General features: G+C 45.0%; 13 protein-coding genes and 2 pseudogenes. 8 read left to right on the plus strand and 7 right to left on the minus strand.

Annotated features, from left to right (window positions below; all coding sequences use genetic code 11):
• Positions 1 to 7 precede the first annotated feature (7 nt).
• From GA565_RS23900 to GA565_RS23920, 5 genes are read right to left on the minus strand one after another with little or no spacing between them, the layout of a single operon-like run.
• Entirely contained in the window at positions 8 to 505 is a 498-nt protein-coding gene (locus tag GA565_RS23900; protein WP_152201776.1) for a YbaK/EbsC family protein, read from the minus strand.
• 28 nt (positions 506 to 533) lie between these two features.
• Positions 534 to 1,334: a hypothetical protein gene (locus GA565_RS23905; protein WP_152201778.1), complete on the minus strand. Its 801-nt coding sequence runs from the start codon at positions 1,332 to 1,334 to the stop codon at positions 534 to 536.
• A 4-nt stretch (positions 1,335 to 1,338) separates the two neighbouring features.
• The gene (locus tag GA565_RS23910; RefSeq protein WP_152201780.1) at positions 1,339 to 2,046 is read right to left on the minus strand and encodes a class II glutamine amidotransferase; all 708 of its coding nucleotides are present in this window, start codon (positions 2,044 to 2,046) and stop codon (positions 1,339 to 1,341) included.
• A complete protein-coding gene (locus GA565_RS23915; protein ID WP_152201781.1) occupies positions 2,034 to 3,311 on the minus strand; it encodes an acetyl-CoA carboxylase biotin carboxylase subunit family protein in 1,278 nt (425 codons plus the stop codon). The genes GA565_RS23910 and GA565_RS23915 overlap by 13 nt, the downstream gene beginning before the upstream one ends.
• Positions 3,312 to 3,326: 15 nt before the next feature.
• Entirely contained in the window at positions 3,327 to 4,799 is a 1,473-nt protein-coding gene (locus tag GA565_RS23920; protein WP_152201783.1) for a hypothetical protein, read from the minus strand.
• Between the two features lie 214 nt (positions 4,800 to 5,013).
• Between GA565_RS23920 and GA565_RS23925 the strand changes: the two are divergent.
• Positions 5,014 to 5,241: pseudogene (locus tag GA565_RS23925) on the plus strand (PLP-dependent aminotransferase family protein); the annotation flags it as partial.
• Between the two features lie 415 nt (positions 5,242 to 5,656).
• Positions 5,657 to 6,034, plus strand: a pseudogene (locus GA565_RS23930) (6,7-dimethyl-8-ribityllumazine synthase); the annotation flags it as partial.
• A 780-nt stretch (positions 6,035 to 6,814) separates the two neighbouring features.
• Here the strand turns inward: GA565_RS23930 and GA565_RS23935 are convergent.
• Positions 6,815 to 7,792, minus strand: a complete 978-nt coding sequence (locus GA565_RS23935; RefSeq protein ID WP_152201785.1) for a replication initiation protein — start codon at positions 7,790 to 7,792, stop codon at positions 6,815 to 6,817.
• 1,796 nt (positions 7,793 to 9,588) lie between these two features.
• Between GA565_RS23935 and GA565_RS23940 the strand changes: the two genes are divergently transcribed.
• The 3 genes from GA565_RS23940 (at position 9,589) to GA565_RS24990 (ending at position 14,674) form a co-directional block, all read left to right on the plus strand.
• Entirely contained in the window at positions 9,589 to 10,788 is a 1,200-nt protein-coding gene (locus GA565_RS23940; RefSeq protein WP_152201786.1) for an AAA family ATPase, read from the plus strand.
• Between the two features lie 8 nt (positions 10,789 to 10,796).
• Complete coding sequence (locus tag GA565_RS23945; RefSeq protein ID WP_152201788.1) at positions 10,797 to 11,759, plus strand: ParB family protein; 963 nt, start codon at positions 10,797 to 10,799, stop codon at positions 11,757 to 11,759.
• Positions 11,760 to 14,392: 2,633 nt separating this feature from the next.
• Complete coding sequence (locus GA565_RS24990; RefSeq protein ID WP_226951074.1) at positions 14,393 to 14,674, plus strand: DUF6434 domain-containing protein; 282 nt, start codon at positions 14,393 to 14,395, stop codon at positions 14,672 to 14,674.
• Positions 14,675 to 15,262: 588 nt separating this feature from the next.
• Here the strand turns inward: GA565_RS24990 and GA565_RS24995 are convergent.
• The gene (locus GA565_RS24995; RefSeq protein ID WP_152201790.1) at positions 15,263 to 15,355 is read right to left on the minus strand and encodes a Hok/Gef family protein; all 93 of its coding nucleotides are present in this window, start codon (positions 15,353 to 15,355) and stop codon (positions 15,263 to 15,265) included.
• A 451-nt stretch (positions 15,356 to 15,806) separates the two neighbouring features.
• On the opposite strand from GA565_RS24995, the gene GA565_RS23955 reads away from it, so the two are divergent.
• From GA565_RS23955 to GA565_RS23965, 3 genes are all read left to right on the plus strand, one after another.
• Complete coding sequence (locus GA565_RS23955; protein ID WP_152201792.1) at positions 15,807 to 16,421, plus strand: TetR/AcrR family transcriptional regulator; 615 nt, start codon at positions 15,807 to 15,809, stop codon at positions 16,419 to 16,421.
• Positions 16,422 to 16,493: 72 nt separating this feature from the next.
• Positions 16,494 to 17,603 carry an efflux RND transporter periplasmic adaptor subunit gene (locus GA565_RS23960; RefSeq protein ID WP_152201820.1) on the plus strand — a complete coding sequence of 370 codons (1,110 nt, stop codon included), beginning with the start codon at positions 16,494 to 16,496 and terminating at the stop codon, positions 17,601 to 17,603.
• Positions 17,600 to 20,713, plus strand: coding sequence for an efflux RND transporter permease subunit (locus tag GA565_RS23965; RefSeq protein WP_152201822.1), 3,114 nt, complete (start codon positions 17,600 to 17,602; stop codon positions 20,711 to 20,713). The genes GA565_RS23960 and GA565_RS23965 overlap by 4 nt, the downstream gene beginning before the upstream one ends.
• Positions 20,714 to 20,992: the final 279 nt, after the last annotated feature.

Consider the following 20,992-nt stretch of genomic DNA (forward strand, 5'->3'; position numbering starts at 1 on the left):
TAATTCGCTAAACTTTCGCTATCATCGGTGTTGCTATTTCCGCAATACAATGTCGCCCTACCACCTTGAAATAATCATCGGCGTTCAACGATATCGATTTATTCAATTCTCCAGCATTAAAATACAGTCTCCCTACGCTGCAAAGGCGTTCATCTACACACAGCGTTAATTTGTCATTAAAGCTAAAAGGGGGGACTGCCCCCATCTGACACTCCGTAAGTTTTTGCGCCACTTCCGGCGGCGCAAAGGTGGACTTCTTCCCCCCCATTAAGCGGGCAATACTTTTGAAGTTGACCTTGCTATCGCCCGGAACTATTGCCAAAACATATTGTAGCTGTTCCGTACCATTCTGTACCTGCAGAACCATAGCTTTTGCTGCTTGCTGAAGGCTATTGCCACGTATTTTGCTAATAATATCGGTGCAGCCCTCAGCCTCATGCTCAATGATGTCAAAATCCACCTGCTGATAAATCAGCAACTCATAAATTTTATTGAATATTATCATGTGATACCTTTTTAGATGGAGAGTAGTGCTAACTCCAGGCGATTGCCTGCTTCATACCTTTATCTCGTATCCCGAAGAAGAAACCCATGGTGATGCGCGTATCGCCGACGACACGATCTATTTCATGGTAATAAGCTGGATTAAATATGTAGATATCGCCACTGAGAGGGCGGAATTCAAAGCTTTCATAGCCTTCTTTTATGCCATCTTGATAGCCCAATTCACCTAACGTTTTAAAACGCTCATCTTCCTGTTGCCATTTTTTCTTGTAGATACGCAAGGCTCCGCCATCGTTACATTCTTGTAGACAAACGACACAACTCAGCTGATGTAGTATTTCAGTTACCACTAAGCCGGTACCTGCGGCGTCACGGACTATATGGTCGTTATGTAATGGATTTGACACGCCATTTGCATGAAAACGTACAATTGACCCCGCATATGGCCCGTAATGAACATCATTCGCCGTCTCCAGGATGTCTAGTTTCAACACCTGTTTTACCCATTGATATACTTTCTGTTGCAATGAAGTAAGTGAGCTCGGCAACAATGGTTGGATATCGCGGAATCCTGTAAAATAGTTTTCCGGTGCGGAGATATATTTTGCCAAATATGGTCCCAAGGTAGTCAAAGCCCCATTTGAATAATGAGAAACCTGGATGCTATTTCGGCATTGCTGCAAATCATCAACCACCCCCCTTCTTACTTCAGGTTTCAGAAAGTTGCGTAAGACCAGCAGTGGAACTCGTGCGCTAACGATTTCATCAAGCCAGGCAGACTCAACCTGCGTCGTCGGATCAATTATTCGGACTTGGTTCAATATGGTCATACATTCACTCCGCTAAAGATATTTCATACAGTTCGTGATTAAGCATCTGACGCCAATGAGATGCTTCTCCCAGGGCTAAAACTTGTTCTGATGCAATGTATTTAGTATTGCCATTTTGATAAAGATGCATCGTAAAATAACTCTGTAACAATGTATTTTCTGGATACCACTGCCAAGCCCAAGCTTTATCACCTGTAATAAAGAAAGCATTACCTGAACTGCTACCAGGGGCTAAACTCGCCATTTTCCCAGAGAGGTAATACCGAGTAAAATCCCCCGGATTTATATAGTCTACAATATATTCAAGGTATTCTGCCGAGTCGAAGTGTGAGACATCTAAACTTAGGTGTGGATAAATTGTTGGCAGAAAACCATTATGCATCAAATACCATGCAGTGGAATTACACTGACGAAACAATGGATGAGAGAATTGAACTCCGATATTTTTACTCAGCGTTGCATGGCGTACATGAACTGCTAAAAATTTTGTACGAATGCTGTCAATATCAATATTTGATAACGCATCAGCAAAAGACTCTGATCCATGTAGAGTATTTATTTTTCCATTTTCTAGCCACAGGCAACCCCAGCCATTAGGATGCACCTTTATAGGCCCGTCGTGTTGTGCCGTTTCTCCACAGCACATGGAACGAGCAGCCTCCATGACTTGCGCTACCGAGAAATCGCCACGTGCCAAGATCATTCTGCACATTGCAACCCCTTATTAGCAGATGCCCGACTCGTTGATATAATGCCATGGAAGGCCGTCAAAATTTCCCGTGTGTCATTCGCCGTCAGACGCAATGTACCGAGAATACCGGCGTGACGGGTCAAATCCGCATAAAGAGAGGATTCACTAGAGATATTAAGCTGCGGAAAATTAATTGGTAGTAACACATTGCCGCACTGATTTTGTTGTACCCAAAACTCGGCGGCAGAAAGATGCGATGCCTGACGCAAACGTAAGTGACCTACTGCAGGAGAATGCGGTAAATAAGTAATACCTTCAAACGATTTGCCTTGTTCGATGTTAAAGGCAATTTCCGCCCAGTTAAGGCCCGTTGTTTCCTTAACCAAGTTAACCACTCCCATACCAGATAAGCGAAATCCCATTTCGAGGAAATAGGGGACACCATCCACCACGATGAAATCGATATGGAATGCCCCCTGTTGATAATTAAAGGTTTCACAGCAGAAGTGCATCAAGTTGATAAATTCTTCGGGCAATTTATTGGCAGCTTCTGCCACATGGCCTGATTCGTAAAAACTGATATTACCGTCATTATTCTCTGTTACTTCAATGACCTTTTGACAGCAGGTTAGTGCGAATGGCCGTCCATTACAAACAACTCCTTGTAACGAATATTCTTCACCTTGCAGGTAGTTTTCAATAATGAACCCGGAGAATAAGCGTCCGCCATAGTTCATAGTAGCCGCCAGCTTATTGACAGCAGAATCCAGATCTTCAGGCGTTTTAATAAGCCAAATACCCAGCCCACCGCCTCCATCTATTGGCTTAATTACAGAGGGGTAACTTAAAACGTCACGTGAATCTTTGATACTGTGTGCTGATGAGAAAAAACGAAAATTGGGCTGAGAAAAACTAATATTGGTCGTTTTTAGAGCCATACGTTGGGCGTACTTATCCAACGGTATAAAGCTTTGACTTTCGTGTGAATTGCTGAGCATTTCCCGCACACGACCGGCACATTGGTTATAAGCTTCAAATCCTGCGAGCACGACTTCCGGCCGCTTGAGTAACCCGGCATTCATGTAGGCTTGCAACACCTCAACGTGATTTTCGGGATGATCAATACGCAAGATCATATCGAAGGGGAACGCTATACATAGCGACTGATAGTCAACAAAGTCACCCATTTCAACCAACACGGTATAAAATCCCTGACCCTGAGCTATTTCACAGTAGGGGTTCTGCCCATCACGTGTAGCCCCGATCTGCAGAAAGATATTTTTCATAACTTCGTCCCTTGATTAACGTCCAGAAATTACTTCACTAACAACCTCCTGAGTCACTCCATTACTCACCTGAATAACCGCTTTATGCGGGTCAAAACGGAGTATTCGTGCAAGTGGGTCTGCCGACTTACCTTCCAATAGTGAGTTAACCAGTAAACTGCCATAACATTGACGCAACTGTGGCAAGGTAAGACCGGAGAGTTGTTGCAAATCCCCACTTAGAGATGTGTTATTTGGCGTGCTACTGTCACCAAGAAGCTTATGGATATCATCAACTGAAAAATGAAGATTTTCCTGCACCAAATAAGTGGCCAAATTTCTCCCTCGTTCAGTAAACGGTGAGTAGATCATACAAGTCAGATGTTCGGTAGTGAGGTTGAAAGCGTCCAGCGCGAACTGCTCTGAACGCTGACGCTGGCTTACGATTGCATCGTCATCCTTATAGCGCTGAGCCATTTCCGCAATTAAATGAGGTGGAAAATCCTTCTGCCTCATTAGTCCAAGGGCGAAATGTACATATTCGCGAATTCCCTCTTTATAGCTGCGTTTCAATAATGTCTCAGCTCTTAAACCACGAATGTGAGCCATCAATGTTGGATTGCCACAATCCGACTCGGAAAAACTAAACATCAGCGGGTCAAAGCTAAAATGCATAAAATCGCTCAATAATGTCCAGTGGGCTCCCGCCTCATAGGCAGTGTCCTGATAGATATTAAAAAACAATGGGTCACGCGCCAGTTTGAAGATAATGCGATGGGCCGGATCAACATTGTCAACACCATAGATATTGCTAAAGTATGCTTTCGCTACACCATCCAAGGTTTCGAGAAAACCCGAGAACCCATGATGCTGCTCAGTTTTTGGCGCTTTAAACAGGCGGGAAAGATGGCGAGCCCATGCTATATAAGCCGTTTGCTCATGTGTAGAGTCTCCTGTGATAATGATATCAACCCCCCCATTGTAATGAGCAGCTATGCCGAATGAGTTCACCATACTCAGGTTACAGGCGTTACAAAAGGTTGAGCGAGCATCTGCTTGAAACCGGTGACCATTCATTAACACATCCATACGATTCTGGCAGCGGACAGCATCAGGCATTATTAAATGTCGTTGGAATGGACGAATGAGTAAGCCATCAGTAATTAAACATTCGACTAATTCATCACCGTGAATCTTTAATGCCTGGTAAACTCGGTCAATATTTTCCATCACGCTGTCATTCATTCCTGCATGACGATTTGTAACAATCCTTAAAAGAAAAGTATCGCCTTTCTCCGCCAATACTAAACCTTGAACATACCGGATATAAGCAACCATATAGCTGCTATCCTTGCCACCACCATAAGCAAGCAATACCGTTTTCTGACGGTCACATGAATCATTATTTAAGGCGGACATCAATCTCTTTGCACATTTCTTTGCAGATTCAATAATCGATGGGGAAAGATATCTATCAATATCCTTAATCATTTGTAATGTATTATTCATCTTTTCCATTTATCAGAGATAATAAATAATGAGGTATGCACCAGGCAGAGGTCATTGGCTAATAATTGAACGAATTTAGACTTTTAAGACCTTCGATAATGAATGACTGGAGTTCACTATTTTTAAGCCTTGATAGTTAAACTACTCTCTTTAATACACACAGATAAGAACGAAATGGTGTGGAACCGATGCTAATTGAGAAAGCACAGCGACATGGAATATCAGCCTGACAACTGCGTTGAAAACCTTGCGAACGCTGGAGTATGAACACTACGCAGTGGCAAAACCCAAATCCGGTTTTTTTGTCGTTCCACGGTTAAATCCTCTCCAAAATAATGCGATATTAGCTGAGCAGCCGCGTGAGATTGCACCGCTCGTTGAACAAACTGAACTGCACATGGCGATGGTTGGTGAAGATTGTCGTGTTCGTTTGGATCTGGCTATTGTGTAATTTAGTATCTACAACAGTTGCCAACATAGTGTTATCTTTCACTTTCCTGTATAGAGATAGTTCTTTACTGACAATGCGGAAATCAGTATTGGTATTTTTTACATTAATAACAGATCCAGTTATTTGATTTATTAAAGGTTTTTTTTAGATGTGTATCATTATTATGATACATACAGCCATTAGAGAAACTAGGGGGTGGGTTAATTCTTTCTATAATATTCATATCATTTCCTTTTTTTGATGATCTTAATTAAATTACGCTACCAGTACAATGCAATGAACATCTTTCAAAAAACAATCTTTTTAGTCGTTTTTCATAATAAAAGTGGGTGGGTGATTGATTATCCAGACTCATTCAATTCCTTAGCGTGAGTTTTCGTTCCACTGAGCGTCAGACCCCGATAATGCCCTTGCAGGGTTTAAGGAAGAATTACTGGTGCAGGACGTGAACGCGGAATTAAAATCTTCGACGTCCCGGGCGCGTTTGAGATGCCATCACTGGCAAAACGCTTAGCTGAAACCGGTAAATACGATGCCATCGTTTGCGCTGCGCTGGTCGTTGACGGTGGAATTTATCGCCACGATTTTTGTTGCGGCTGCCGTCGTTGACGTGTTAATGAACGTGCAGCTCTCCACCAACGTGCCGGTTTATTCTGTGTCGCGGACGCCTCATAACTTCCAGCCGGTTGAAGTGCTAGAAACATTCTATACAGAGCATTTCATTAAGAAAGGCAAGGAAGCCGCGCGCGCAGCGCTGGCGATTAACAGTCTGTCAATTGACTGAAAGTCGTTTTGGATGATTTAGGTATCCGGCGTGTCCTTCATGCCGGATTTTTCATCCCGCACATAAAGTCACAGAGATGTTGCGAATCAGCAATGCCTGAAATACCTGCATTTTTCAGAAGTGCCACCCTTCGAAAGAATACTGGGCTATATGGATGCCCGGCAATCATCAGCGCAAACCTCCGCTTATCGATCATAGCTGCCTGTCAACTCCAGCCCGCTTAAAAAACAGGCTTAACGTTGGATAATTTCCGTTTTCCAAGCGGACCCCTTATACACCTTTTTACCCATGGCGTCAGCCGCATCACATTCGTCCGCTCCTTACTCACCTGACGCATCAACACCTTTCGTGTGTTCTGGCTCTGTGTGCAAGACTTGAGCTGCGGACGCGTTGAGCGACGCGGGCATCGAGTCAGTTGACTCTGGCCTTGTGAATATCGGCATCACCGCAGATATACGTGACATCGTCACACTTAAAAGAGAGTCTTTATTAGTTACAACATTCATATGCGCCTTAAAAATATGAACATGAAAGCCCGACCAAATATAGAACTACTGAGTTCTCTGTAACAATGGATTGTCAATCAGGAAAAAAAGGGTGAATTACAAGGCTATGCAGATATCTACATTGAATGTGCTGGCGGCAAACATCAATTTTTAGGTATGGGATGATTAGGTATATGTGGAGTGATTTTCTGAAAACTTATGATGATGAACATCCACTTTGTTTAGCATAGTTAGTGGGTACTTACTTTCATCGTAGCGCCCTGCTTATCTAAAACTATTTTTTTGCACGCGCTTTTATTTCTGCAAGAACCTGTTTGTGTCTCAGTGCGTTACCTACAATTTTGTGCCAGCTGGCAAGTTTACGCAAATCAGGTAAGGTTGCTTTTTCTGTCTCATCATATTGAGTGAGTGTTTTCAGGTATTCTTCAAAAACTTCAATACTCCGACGGGCCCACTCTCCCTCAAGCGCAGAACCTGCAACAGCGTGCGGTCGGCGAGGCAACCTGGGCCTGAGTGGTTTGCTTGCCACAGGTGTTGATTCATCTACGTAAGAAAACTTAATAGCAAAAACTGTGCGCCCTTTTTTAACAGGTTCCCATATAACGGATATATCGGTGTGAGCGTTTATGCGGTCAATCGCCGGTTCTAAAAGCTTTTGCCTAAAATCGCGGTAGTCTTTGTATTTACCTACGAGTGCAACCATTTCGCGCATCCAGGTAATCTCAAGAACCACATCAATGACTTTGTTATTATTGCGAACGTTGATATTTTTGTTTTTAATCAACCAGCTATACAATCGCAAAGAGAAAGGGCTTTCTAACTTAGTAATACTATTAAAATTGATCTGCGTAAAAGATTCTTTTAATTCATAAAGATAGGGGGCAACGTCTTGCCCAAAACGGACAACTACAGCACTGTGATCGTCGCTGACCACATACTCTAAACGAGAAAACCAGGACATTTGAATCTTACGAATTTTTCCCGTTTTTGGATCGTTACGGTAGATTGTGACGGGTTTTTTCATCAGGCTATCAGCCGCATCACGCAATTGTCGATGGCTGCTTGTTGGATTTACGCCAAAAGCCATTTGAAAATCTTGTGGACGCAGATGGTATAAAGTATCCGGCTGAGGCTTTCTGCTGTCTATCTGTGCCAGTGCCAGATACAACAAACGTATTTCATCCAGTGTTGAACCATAAGCACCATCCAGCAAATTATTACTCTGAACTACTGTGAGTTTTTCTAATTCCATGCTGGCTGATCCTTATGTGGAAAGAGTTTGAATTATTCCACATAAAAATCACTAACGTAAAGCAAAAAAACAAACTATTTACTCTATATAATTCAATTAGTTAATCCACATCTACCGTACTCATTACAGGAAATTTTTCCACATATATCTCACTCTCTCCTATTTTCGGACAAAAAATGCCATCAAAAGGCCTAGTTACACAACAGGAAATTCTTCCACAAAAGCGTCTAGAAAATTTTTGAATTAAATCATCATTGTGACAGGATCACTTTGCCTGTTTCTCACTCAACAGAAAAACACTCCACCTTGACTAACGGGTATCACCACAGGAAATTTATCCACCTTTAAATAACGAGTACCGTACAGGAAATTTATCCACCGTTGATTAACGTGTCCCGCTACAGGAAATTTATCCACCTTAAACTAACGTGTCCCGCTACAGGAAATTTATCCACCTTAAACTAACGTGTCCCGCTACAGGAAATTTATCCACCTTTGACTAACGTGTCCCGCTACAGGAAATTTATCCACCTTTGACTAACGAATACCGTTACAGGAAATTTATCCACCTTTGACTAACGTGTACCGTTACAGGAAATTTATCCACCTTTGACTAACGTGTCCCGCTACAGGAAATTTATCCACCTTTGACTAACGTGTCCCGTTACAGGAAATTTATCCACCTATAACTAACGAATACCGTTACAGGAAATTTATCCACCTTTGTTTTACAGATGTCGTTTACAGGAAATACTTCCACCTTTAACTAACGGCTACTGCTACAGGAAATTTATCCACCTATGTTCTACAGATATCGTTTACAGGAAATACTTCCACCTTCACTTAATCGCTTTCAATAAGTAGACTGAGTTAAATCAGTAAATTGATGATGTTACTGATTTAACTATAAACTCATGCAGACCTTGTAGATCCGTCACTAACATTCGGGCTGAACTTGCTACTCACTTGGTTGGATATGGGATGAAGCTATCTTGTTTGACTTGTGACACCATTCGCTATAATTAGTATATTTATCAGATAGTTAAATGTATATTTCATGTTTTCCCGAAGTTATACATAGGTTTTAACTCATTGAATAATAGAAAGTTATCAACAGAAAATTACTCTACATTAAACAGGAAATTCCTCCACCAATAACAGGAAAAGTATCCACTTGAGACCTGAAATAACTCCACATATAAACGTGTAACTTCATGTTATATATAGATAAAAACACCCCCTAAAAGAAAGATCTAAACTAAAAAAAGAACAAATGCTTATCAGATCTTCGATACTTAAAAATTTCTCATTTGACTCATTTTACATCTCAGGAACTGACTTTTTCGATGCTGTACAATCTCAAGCGGTTTTACATTTAAGCGACTGCTTTTTTTATGTTATCCACAGAAAATCCCTCCTCATCTATCATGAAATCCTTCCACATATAACATAAAAATCTTCAACTTCAAGCATGAATTTACTCCACCTTTATCAATATAAATTATTGATATTTAAGTGAATATTTAATCATAAAGTTAAAGATCTAAAGAGAAAAATAAACAAAATACTTGAGGGATGGTCATTATCGAGCACGGCTATAGTTTTACTAAAAGCCGTCAGCTTTTAGCCAATTGGCGTTCTCTTTGGCGTAATACGTGCACAATTTGTTCACTTTATGAGATCAAGAACATATTTTAATCAATTTATGTGTTGAAAATGAATCTTTGTGTTTACTTCGTCGTTTACATGCAGCATTATCGATTAAAATCAAAAATGCTGCATGAATGGAGTATTAAATGCTTACTGATAGCAAGCAGATCTCGAAGGTTGCCCAACGTTCGGAGAGGATGCTTATTTCTTTGACTGAACAGATCCAGACCCTTAAGGAAGAGATGTCTGAAACATCTTTCTATCAAACTTATGCAAAAGCTGCTTTGTCAAAACTGCCAAAATTAACTCGAGCAAACGTTGATTACACGGTGGCTGAAATGGAACTTGCAGGCTATCAGTTTGATAAAAAAGCGGCAGGTTCTGCCACTAAATACGTGATGTCATTGCAAAACATTATTGATATATATCATCATCGTGGGGTACCAAAATATCGGGATCGCCATAGAGAAGCTTTTACTATTTTCCTGGGTAATTTGAAGGGTGGCGTATCAAAAACGGTAAGCTGCGTCTCATTAGCCCATGGATTGCGTGCCCACCCTCAATTACTCTTTGAGGACCTGAGAGTACTGGTGATTGACCTTGATCCGCAGTCCTCTGCAACGATGTTCCTAAATCACACACGCTCAGTCGGAACGGTCGATACGACGGCAGCTCAAGCCATGCTGCAAAACCCATCACGTGAAGAGTTACTTGAAGAATTTATCGTTTCTTCAGTTGTGCCAGGCGTTGACGTTTTGCCAGCCTCTATCGAGGATGCTTTTATCGCTTCTCGCTGGGAGGGGCTATGTGCCGAACATTTAGGCAAACAAAATCCCTATGCCGTGCTGCGTGAAAACATCATTGATAAACTGGTTCACGATTATGATTTCATTTTCATCGACAGTGGCCCGCATCTCGATGCTTTCCTGACAAACGCCATAGCGTCAGCGGATTTATTGATGACTCCTATCCCCCCTGCTCAAGTTGATTTTCATTCAACACTCAAATATTTGACTCGTCTGCCTGAGTTGATCGGCATGATTGAGGACTCAGGAATGAAAACGCGTTTGTTGGGCAACATTGGCTTTATGTCTAAGCTTCTCAATAAAGCCGACCACAAGGTCTGTCACAGCCTCGCAAAGGAAATCTTTGGTGGTGATATGCTTGATGTGGCTTTGCCTCGCCTTGATGGCTTTGAGCGCTGTGGAGAGTCCTTTGACACGGTGATCTCTGCCAATCCGGCAACTTACGTGGGAAGCAACGAAACTCTTAAGAATTCTCGTATTGCCGCTGAAGACTTTGCAAAGTCAGTATTTGACCGCGTTGAATTTATAAGAACAAACTGAGGTGAGTGATGACAATTAAAAAACCTATTGGAAGGACTTTCCGTGAGTCTGCCCCAAATGAAACAACCTCAGAAGACGGTTACTCTCAGCGCTTTACTTTGGCCTCGGGCAAAAGTGCCATGTTCCATCTTGAGACCATTGAGGCATCGAAGGTGGCAGAGGCCACGTTCGTTCAACTCGAAACTAACGGGCGGGATCAGTCTGCATTAACCAACGAGTCATTAACGGACATCACACGGACCATCAAGCTACAGCAATTTTTTCCGGCAATAGGGCGTAAAGTCGATGGGCGGATAGAAATCCTCGATGGATCTCGTCGTCGGGCAGGCGCGATTATTGAAAAGGTTGGACTCAATATCCTGGTGACGTTCGCTGAAATCAGTGTTGCTGATGCACGCCAGTTGGCCGCTGATATTCAAACAGCTAAAGAGCATAATCTGCGCGAAGTGGGTTTACGTTTATTGATGCTTCGCGACAGCGGGATGAATCAGAAAGAAATCGCAGCTTCTCAGAAAATGTCTGAAGCTAAAGTAACGCGTGCTATTCAGGCTGCCTCTGTGCCATCCGAGTTACTTCTCCCCTTCCCTGTGCAATCTGAGCTGACTTACCCTGACTATAAGTTTTTGCTGAGCCTCCATGAACAGCTGCAGGCGAAAGGCATGAGCTCCGACGAACTTATCGATCAGGTCACAGAGCTGAAAAGCAACGTCAGTGACTCGCATGCACCCGATGAGTTTAAGACTGCAATTATGAATCTGTTTAAGGAGGTATCCCCTACCCTTCTTGAACGGCCTGGTAAAGATTCTTTCGTGACTCACAAGCTGTGGAATTTTGCCGAGAAAGATAAATATGCTCGCAAGAAAACTAAAGGACGTTTAGTTAATTATGAATTTAGTCGTTTATCAAAAGAACTGCAGGACGAACTTGATGCGGCTATTTTGGCGACTATTGAAAAACATTTAAGCGAATAATTTAGTTTTGAATCTTGGCGATTTCAGCCTGAAATCGCCAAGAGTAAAGCTCCGTAGGGACCTGAAATTCCAGATGAAACTTCATTATGTTCGCCACCGAAATTTCACGGATAAGTTATTGATTTTAATGGTTTTTATTTTTATTTTAGGCCGGATTTCAGGGTGAAATCGCCACGAATTTCAGCCTATGTTACTGTCGCATTTCATGCTTTTCGGATGTGGCGAACATTCCGCTCAATCCAGCTCCTTTCATTCAAATTTTGTAAGGTCGACTTCCAGTGATCAAATAATGAAATTGAATCTATTAGGTTAGAAGTCACTACTCAGAGAATTCTCTGATTTATATGCAAAGCAATTATCACTATAGAATCTTTCATAAAACATGCTCTGTATAAAAGTTGACTGCCCTGCCCTTTAAATAACCCATCTCACGTTCCTACTAAATTATACCTTTGATTAATTTATCCCAGAGTGTGGTTTAAGCTGGCGATAACATTACCCTTGTCATTTCCTAAGCCAGTTACACGCCTTGTGTGCAACCCACTTCCTTCCTGGACCTTAATTACTTATTTAATCGCGGATGAATATTAACTTCTCATCATCACGCCTTGGCAAATGTTCATCTAACAGAGAATGTTAAGCTGGTCTTGTTCGATAACAGTCATTGAATTTAGTTACGGCTTTGACAGATCTGTACCCTTCACGTCATAAGTGATTAATGGCACGTTGAGCTGCTGTGATAATGTTGCGAGGATTATTTGTAGCATTGATAAGTTTTTCATTGCTGTCTGAGGCGATATTGGCGTTGATTGAAAGTAAAGGGAGAGGCTCGAATGAACACTGCGATGTATCAGCAGAATCGTTTTCTTTCCTCAACTTTTCTGCTGATATTTTTGCATGATTGCTTACGGCTGGCGCATTTTGAATTTCTCAGCGTTATGTCGACCAAAAATGTGGCTGCACATGATTTGCTGTTTAGTCAGTATCTTTTCTTGGAGGGACAGACACTTTCTGCCCTTATCTCGCGAACCATTTTCTCAACAAAGCACTAACCCTTTTCCCTGTAAATCGTCAATCGTTGTCGACAAACTTTTAGAAACTTACTGGCAACTCTTGGCAAGCGTCTTCAGTCGCGCTATTCCGATACGTGCCGTGAGTTCAGTCTGCTAGCGAATCTTGTCAGAGACCTGATGTCAGAAAATCCTACTAGCGACTTCTGAATTAATGACAGTGACACCAGTACGTTTTCATCGTTTTAATATACCCTTCGCAACACTCTTATTGACTCAGGCACAGTGTGCATGCCATCTGATAAGTTCGTATATGAAGCGTGTTGAGACGAAAAACGGTGATGTTATATTCGGTGATAAAAGGTTTAATTTTGAAATAAGTAAGCCCCTCTGGAGACCTAAGACTTTAGGTTGATTTGACCGAGCAATCACACCCAACATTATTTAAAAAAGATAGCCTTTGGTTTTCGACGTAGGAATTAGGTCCAAATCCCGGCTAGTAGCTTGCCTGAAGATTGTTAACAACTGCCAAGGCACACATAGCTCAGTCTGACGTATTGAGGTTCACTAAAACCGCTGCTGCGCCTGGATGACGTGAACAGTCCTGATTCAGGTCTAAAGCCTGCTCAACATCGGTCTTGTGCTTTACCTGGAAAGCACGAACTGCATGTGTCTGCTCACAATAGTGGGAGATATAACACGTACATTAATCCTATGTCGTACGAATGAGAATACAGCTAAAACGTAATGTGACTGTATATAATTATATGTGTATATATACAGCTTCAATTAAATGCTTTCCTGGTGTAGATCTGGACTTATGCAATCCTGAGAACTCATTCGGTGACTGGTCTAAATTGAGATTTTTTTTCAGAAGTACTTTGATTGAAGTCGACAGGACAAGGGTGTTCTTCAGCTAAAAAATGGGAAAAGAAAGAGAAGGGGGCTTACTTTTGCAAGTGTGGATAAATTGTTTTGGCGTCAGGACAATGGCTTTCCATTAACCCGTGTTCATTAATTAATGAGTTCATGGCGCTCGCAAATCTGAATAGGAACTTCTGCCTGAAGCTACGCTATAGGGATCAATTAAGACAACAAAAAATGTGTACGAATACGCCGAGCGTAATATTGAAGCAAAAAGACTGTGGCTTTTAGTATTGATGCCTCAATGTGGATGAATTATCTGTGCGTGTGTTTTTTTAAGATTCAACTCGTTTCGAGTAGGGTACGGATGCCCACTTTCCTCATAATCAATAAGCTCAAAGTTGGCTTATCGATGAGAGTTAGGGCTACAACAACACCAGGTAGGAGAGGGTATGTATTGTGTGGAGCTATTTTCTGTGTTTTAAAGGTGAGTTTTGGAACCCAGTGCATTTTTCTTTACCTGCAATAAGGGATAAACCAATCTGAACTGATAAGGATCGTGCATAAAAAATTGCGATTAGGTTCTGAAGGAGACGAGGGAAAGGGTGAAGTTTATTAACGGTAGGTTACTGAATAAAAATGTGTTTTAGACTTCATGGTTTATACGTGGAAAAATTTTATGTTTAAGCCGCCTGAATACAAATATGTATCGTTGAAGCGTCTGTTAAAGGGAGGCCTGCCTTTATCCCAACTGCATCGATACACTGGCATAGGACTCCTTTAGCTCGTACAACGTGCACTAATGAAAGCTATAAGAATACACAAAATGTAAGCCGTTTTATGCATGGCACTGTCGCGAGAGTTTCCAGTTCGACCGAGAATTTATGGCCTCAACAATCGAGTCTACTGCTGAATTACTGCCTTGTGTGGAAGTATTTTCTGTTCGTCAGTGATGCCACTCGTAAGGCACGTCAGCGTTCTGTTGCGAATGGCGTCATTATATCTACGCTCTCGCTACTGATGTACTTCGAGTTGTATTAGGTGAGAATGAGAGGCTTAGGCTCTTAACCCTATATTTCTAAAAATAGGTTATCAGAAGAACTGATTCTCCTGGTATGTGGATAATTTTCCTGTTGAGGAGAATTTAATTTTATCCAAATAGAATCACATAATTATCAACCTATATCTCTGATATGAAGATGGTTTTGAACTAACACATTTGACTATGTATTTAGTTGAGAGCTTTAGCAAAAGAAGGGTCCTTATTTATAAAAAGAATCTTTGTGATGAAGAGGGGAGGGGGTACTGACTGCATATGTGGAAAGATTTTCTTTGTTAATCCGAACTCAATAAAGCATCGCCTCTTATTGTGATATCAATATGAAATAGAGAGATCTAGTTCAATCCGTTTCTTTAGCTACTACGTTAAACCAAATCAAACAAAACCTTACGGCGGCTGCATGCATAAAAAAGCCAGCCCGAAGGCTGGCCGGTAAATCTGAGCGGGTGCTTTTGGACCTATGCTAAACAACCTCCAACGGACGGGAGCGAATTCCCGTCTGTTGGGTTGCATTACCTCACGGATTCGTAGGCCAGTGAAGCCACAACCTCCATCTTGCCGTTTCTAACCTAGATTTCACAAAGTGATCCCCGATACATCCATGCGAGCACTACAACCGTTACGCACAGTATAAAAACGGTGACTGCTGGTTTGTGTGGCATCTGTCCTCCTTGTCCTTGCTTTTCAGCATGTGAGGCGCTACCTTTATGTTGTTGAGCATAAACGAGGGCCTCGGGTTGAATTAATTTCAATTCGGGGCTTCTTGCTTTCTGCTCTTTGCATAAATCTTAATCCATGCTCAGAACAGAAAGATCCTGAGCACCCGCGCGAAGTGTAACAGCCTTTTGAACTCCATGTGAAAATAATACTTATATAAAACAATGTGTTAATTTAATTAAACGTAGCCCGCGGTTTTGCTGAATTCTGCAGCGCTGTGCAGCTGATGCATCAAACTACTGTCAGCATTGTGGTCTGTTTCCCGCACTTGCTGCAAAGCTCACAAGCAGAAACACCTGCGAGGGCATTGCTGTTCAAAAGTCACGTCTGGAGTGTGACTAAATCACAATGTGGTTACTCATTGTCAATTAAGGCTCACTGAGCTAAGCTGGAAAAATGACTAAAAACACAAATTTACATGCCCCTAGAGGGCCATCGGACCATAGCGTCCGTGATCAGGTCGTGGAAGCCGCCACAGAACATTTCGGGCATTTCGGGTATGAAAAAACCACTGTCTCCGACCTCGCTAAAGCAATCGGCTTTTCAAAGGCTTACATCTATAAGTTTTTTGACTCCAAGCAGGCTATCGGCGAGGTGATCTGCACCAACCGGCTGGCGATGATCATGGCGATTGTCGACTCAGCGATTGCAAGTGCGCCGACGGCCTCCGAGAAATTGAGGTGTTTATTTAGAGCACTCATTGAAGCCGGGAGCGATTTGTTTTTTCACGATCGCAAGCTTTACGACATTGCTGCGGTAGCCGCCCGCGATAAGTGGCCCTCAGCAGAGGCGCATGAAGAACGGTTGCGACATTTGATTGAGCAAATCATTCTTGAAGGGCGGCAGACGGGAGAGTTTGAACGCAAAACGCCGCTGGATGAGGCCGCCCATGCGATATATTTGGTTATGCGGCCTTATGTTAGTCCCGTTCAGTTGCAATACAATCTGGAGACGGCATCGTCAGCAGCTGCACTCCTGTCGTCACTCATATTGAGAAGTTTGTCGCCCTAATTGTGACTATTGACTTTTTTGGTCACTAGTCTGAAGATGTGGTTTCTATCCTGTTAAATAAATAAGGGAACCATGCTCAGGCTCAAACCTGCCACTTTTGCTATTTGCCTGTTGCCGCTTGCGATTGTGGCCTGCGGCGAGTCTTCCGACATTCATGATCCACGTACTCAGCCCCCTTTAGTAAGAGCGGCAACCGTGGTGAGTCCTGTTGATAGCTCCCGCGCATTCACCGGCGTTGTAGTCGCTCGTATTCAAAGCGACCTCGGTTTTAGAGTGCAAGGCAAAATTCTTGAACGTCTGGTGGATACCGGACAGACCGTTAAACGCGGTCAGCCTTTAATGCGTCTGGACCCCGCTGACCTGAGTCTGCTGGCGCAAGCTCAGCAACAGGCTGTCGCGGCTGCACGTGCGCGTGCAAAACAGGCTACTGATGATGAGGTGCGTTATCGCAGGCTTGTTACTGCAGGCGTAGTGTCTGCATCGGCCTACGATCAGATAAAGGCCGCGGCAGATACGGCTAAAGCTGAGCTTAGTGCTGCCCAGGCACAGGCGAATGTGGCACAAAACACGATGGGCTATGCCGTGTTGCTGGCCGATGCCGATGGCGTCGTCATGGACACGCTGGCTGAACCCGGTCAGGTTGTCAGTGCCGGGCAACCGGTGGTTCGTCTGGCCAGAGCAGGGCAGCGCGAGGCTATCGTGCAGTTACCCGAGACGTTACGTCCGGCTGTTGGAAGCGAAGCTGAGGCAACACTGTACGGTACTGATAAACACTCAGTTTCTGCAAAACTGCGTCTCCTTTCCGATGCGGCTGATCCTGTAACACGCACCTTCGAGGCGAGATATGTGCTTGAGGGGGCGCTGGCTAGCGCGCCACTGGGGTCCACCGTTACGCTTCATATTACAGACGATAAATTACCGGGCCAGATGATGCAGGTGCCTTTAGCGGCCCTCTATGACCCGGGGAAAGGGCCGGGTGTCTGGGAGATTTCAGGCAAGCCAGCCAAAGTGTCATGGCGGCCGGTTCAGGTGCTGGGATTGGGTGACGATTCGGCAAAGGTGACAGGTCCGCTTAAGCCGGGAGAACAGGTGGTCGCTCTGGGTGCGCATCTGCTGCATGACGGTGAAACAGTACGACTGACCGACCAATCCGGTGCCAGCACGGCCGGGAGTCAGCCATGAGTGAGGGGAGATTCAATCTTTCAGCGCTTGCCGTTCGTGAGCGCTCAATCACATTGTTCCTTATTATTCTGATAACGGTCGCGGGCATTCTTTCGTTTTTCGAACTGGGTCGAGCTGAGGATCCACCGTTTACCGTCAAGCAGATGACGATTATTTCTGCCTGGCCGGGTGCCACCGCGCAGGAGATGCAGGATCAGGTTGCTGAACCGCTTGAAAAGCGCATGCAGGAGCTTAAGTGGTATGACCGTAGCGAGACTTATACGCGTCCCGGTCTGGCTTTTACCATGCTGTCACTGCAGGACAGCACGCCGCCTTCACAGGTGCAGGAAGAATTCTATCAGGCACGTAAGAAGCTGGGTGATGAGGCCAAAAACCTGCCTGCAGGCGTCATCGGGCCGATGGTCAATGATGAATTCTCTGACGTGACTTTTGCGCTCTTTGCGCTAAAGGCGAAAGGAGAGCCACAGCGGTTGCTGGTCCGCGATGCGGAATCGTTGCGCCAGCGTCTTTTGCATGTGCCGGGTGTCAAGAAGGTCAATATCATCGGCGAACAGGCTGAACGTATCTTTGTCTCGTTCTCGCATGACCGGCTGGCGACGCTGGGCATTGCTCCTCAGGATATTTTCTCCGCCCTCAACAGCCAGAACGTACTGACGCCCGCCGGTTCAATTGACACTAAAGGACCGCAGGTCTTTATCCGCCTGGAGGGTGCTTTCGACAAACTGGAGAAAATCCGCGAAACGCCCATCGTCGTACAGGGCAGAACCCTGCAGCTTTCGGATGTAGCAACGGTTGAGCGTGGCTATGAGGACCCTGCGACCTTCCTGATCCGCAATCAGGGTGAACCGGCGCTGCTGCTGGGCATCGTCATGCGTGACGGCTGGAACGGTCTGGATCTGGGGAAGGCGCTGGATGCGGAAACGGCTAAAATCAATGAAAGCATGCCGCTGGGCATGACCTTGATGAAGGTCACCGATCAGTCAGTCAACATCAGCTCCGCCGTTGACGAGTTCATGATCAAATTCTTTGTCGCGCTGCTCGTGGTCATGGTGGTGTGCTTCGTCAGTATGGGATGGCGCGTGGGCGTGGTAGTCGCAGCCGCCGTGCCGCTGACGCTGGCGATTGTCTTCGTGGTGATGGAGGCTTCCGGCAAAAACTTTGACCGCATTACCCTGGGTTCACTGATCCTCGCGCTGGGGTTGCTGGTCGATGATGCCATTATCGCCATAGAGATGATGGTGGTGAAAATGGAAGAGGGCTACGACCGTATCAAAGCCTCGGCCTATGCCTGGAGCCACACGGCGGCCCCAATGCTGGCGGGTACGCTGGTCACCGCCGTCGGTTTTATGCCCAACGGTTTCGCACAGTCCACAGCCGGTGAGTACACCAGCAACATGTTCTGGATTGTCGGGATAGCCCTGATTGCCTCCTGGGTCGTGGCGGTGGTATTTACGCCTTATCTGGGTGTGAAAATGCTGCCGAACATCAAAACGGTAGAGGGCGGGCATGCGGCTATTTACGACACCCGTCATTACAACCGCTTTCGCCGGTTATTGACACGGGTTATCGCGCGCAAGTGGGCAGTAGCCGGTACCGTTATTGCCATCTTTACTGTCGCTATCCTCGGCATGGGGCTGGTTAAAAAACAATTTTTCCCGACATCCGATCGCCCAGAGGTACTGGTTGAGGTGCAGATGCCTTATGGCACCTCAATTGAGCAGACCAGCGCCACCACCGCGAAAATAGAAGCCTGGCTGAGAAAGCAGAAAGAGGCAAAAATCGTCACATCCTACATCGGGCAAGGGTCGCCGCGTTTTTATCTGGCCATGGCGCCCGAGTTGCCCGACCCGTCTTTTGCGAAAATTGTCGTGCTGACGGACAGCCAGGAAGCGCGTGAGGCGCTCAAGTTCAGACTGCGTGAAGCGGTTGCCAGCGGTCTTGCACCTGAGGCGCGCGTGCGCGTGACTCAACTGGTGTTTGGTCCGTATTCACCTTATCCGGTGGCTTACCGTGTCATGGGGCCGGACCCTACTAAACTGCGCGAAATTGCAGATAAAGTAGAAAGGGTGATGCAGGCCAGCCCAATGATGAGGACCATCAACACCGACTGGGGCCCGCGGGTACCGGCGCTGCATTTTACGCTCAATCAGGACCGCCTTCAGGCGGTTGGGTTGACATCAAGTACGGTCGCACAGCAGCTTCAGTTCTTGCTTTCAGGGGTTCCGATTACCTCTGTACGTGAAGACATCCGTTCGGTGCAGGTCATGGGACGCGCGGCGGGGGATATCCGGCTTGATCCAGCTAAAATAGCCGGATTTACCTTAGTGGGGTCTTCCGGCCAGCGCATTCCGCTGTCTCAGATAGGGGATGTGGAAGTGCGAATGGAAGACCCCGTTCTGCGTCGTCGCGATCGTACCCCGACGATTACCGTACGGGGAGACATTGCCGAAAATCTACAACCTCCTGATGTCTCCACGGCAATCATGAAATCGCTGCAACCGGTCATTAATTCGCTGCCGGCCGAGTACCGCATTGAGCAGGCCGGCCCCATTGAAGAATCAGGAAAAGCCACCAAAGCGATGGCACCCCTGTTTCCTATCATGATTGCCATGACGCTGTTGATTATTATCCTGCAGGTGCGGTCGATGTCGGCGATGGTGATGGTATTCCTCACCGCCCCACTGGGGCTAATTGGGGTGGTGCCAACGCTACTGCTCTTCAACCAGCCGTTTGGCATCAACGCGCTGGTAGGATTAATTGCATTATCTGGGATTCTGATGCGTAACACCCTGATCCTGATAGGTCAGATCCATCATAACGAGCAGGAAGGGATGGCTCCGTTTCATGCGGTGGTTGAGGCGACGGTGCAGCGAGCCAGGCCGGTGTTGCTCACTGCGATGGCTGCCATATTGGCGTTTATTCCGCTGACACACTCGGTGTTCTGGGGAACGCTGGCGTACACCCTCATTGGCGGCACGTTTGGCGGCACCATCATCACGCTGGTATTCCTGCCCGCAATGTATGCAATTTGGTTCAAGATACGTCCTGGCAATCAGCAGCAGAATGAAATCTACACATCAGGACGTACGACAACTAATACCGAAGTATAGATAACAAAGGTTTAATCACGCAGCTATGACAGGGAAGTCAGAACTGCATTTTTATATAAAAATGTCCCGTGCCTTCTCAAGCTCAGCAGTCAGCGCGTGGGGAAGTTTATGACATAGGTTTCGTACTTGGCTGTATGTGAGCAAAAGTCCGCTCTGTGAGTTCAATCGAGGGATGCAACACTCTGGTTAAAATCGCTCTGCAAGTGATCACCACGTTGACTTCACTGAGAGTTTTTAATTAGGTCGGCTAAATTGTTAGACATTTATGACAAACGGCCT

The organism is Rouxiella sp. S1S-2, from assembly GCF_009208105.1.
GTDB lineage: Bacteria > Pseudomonadota > Gammaproteobacteria > Enterobacterales > Enterobacteriaceae > Rouxiella.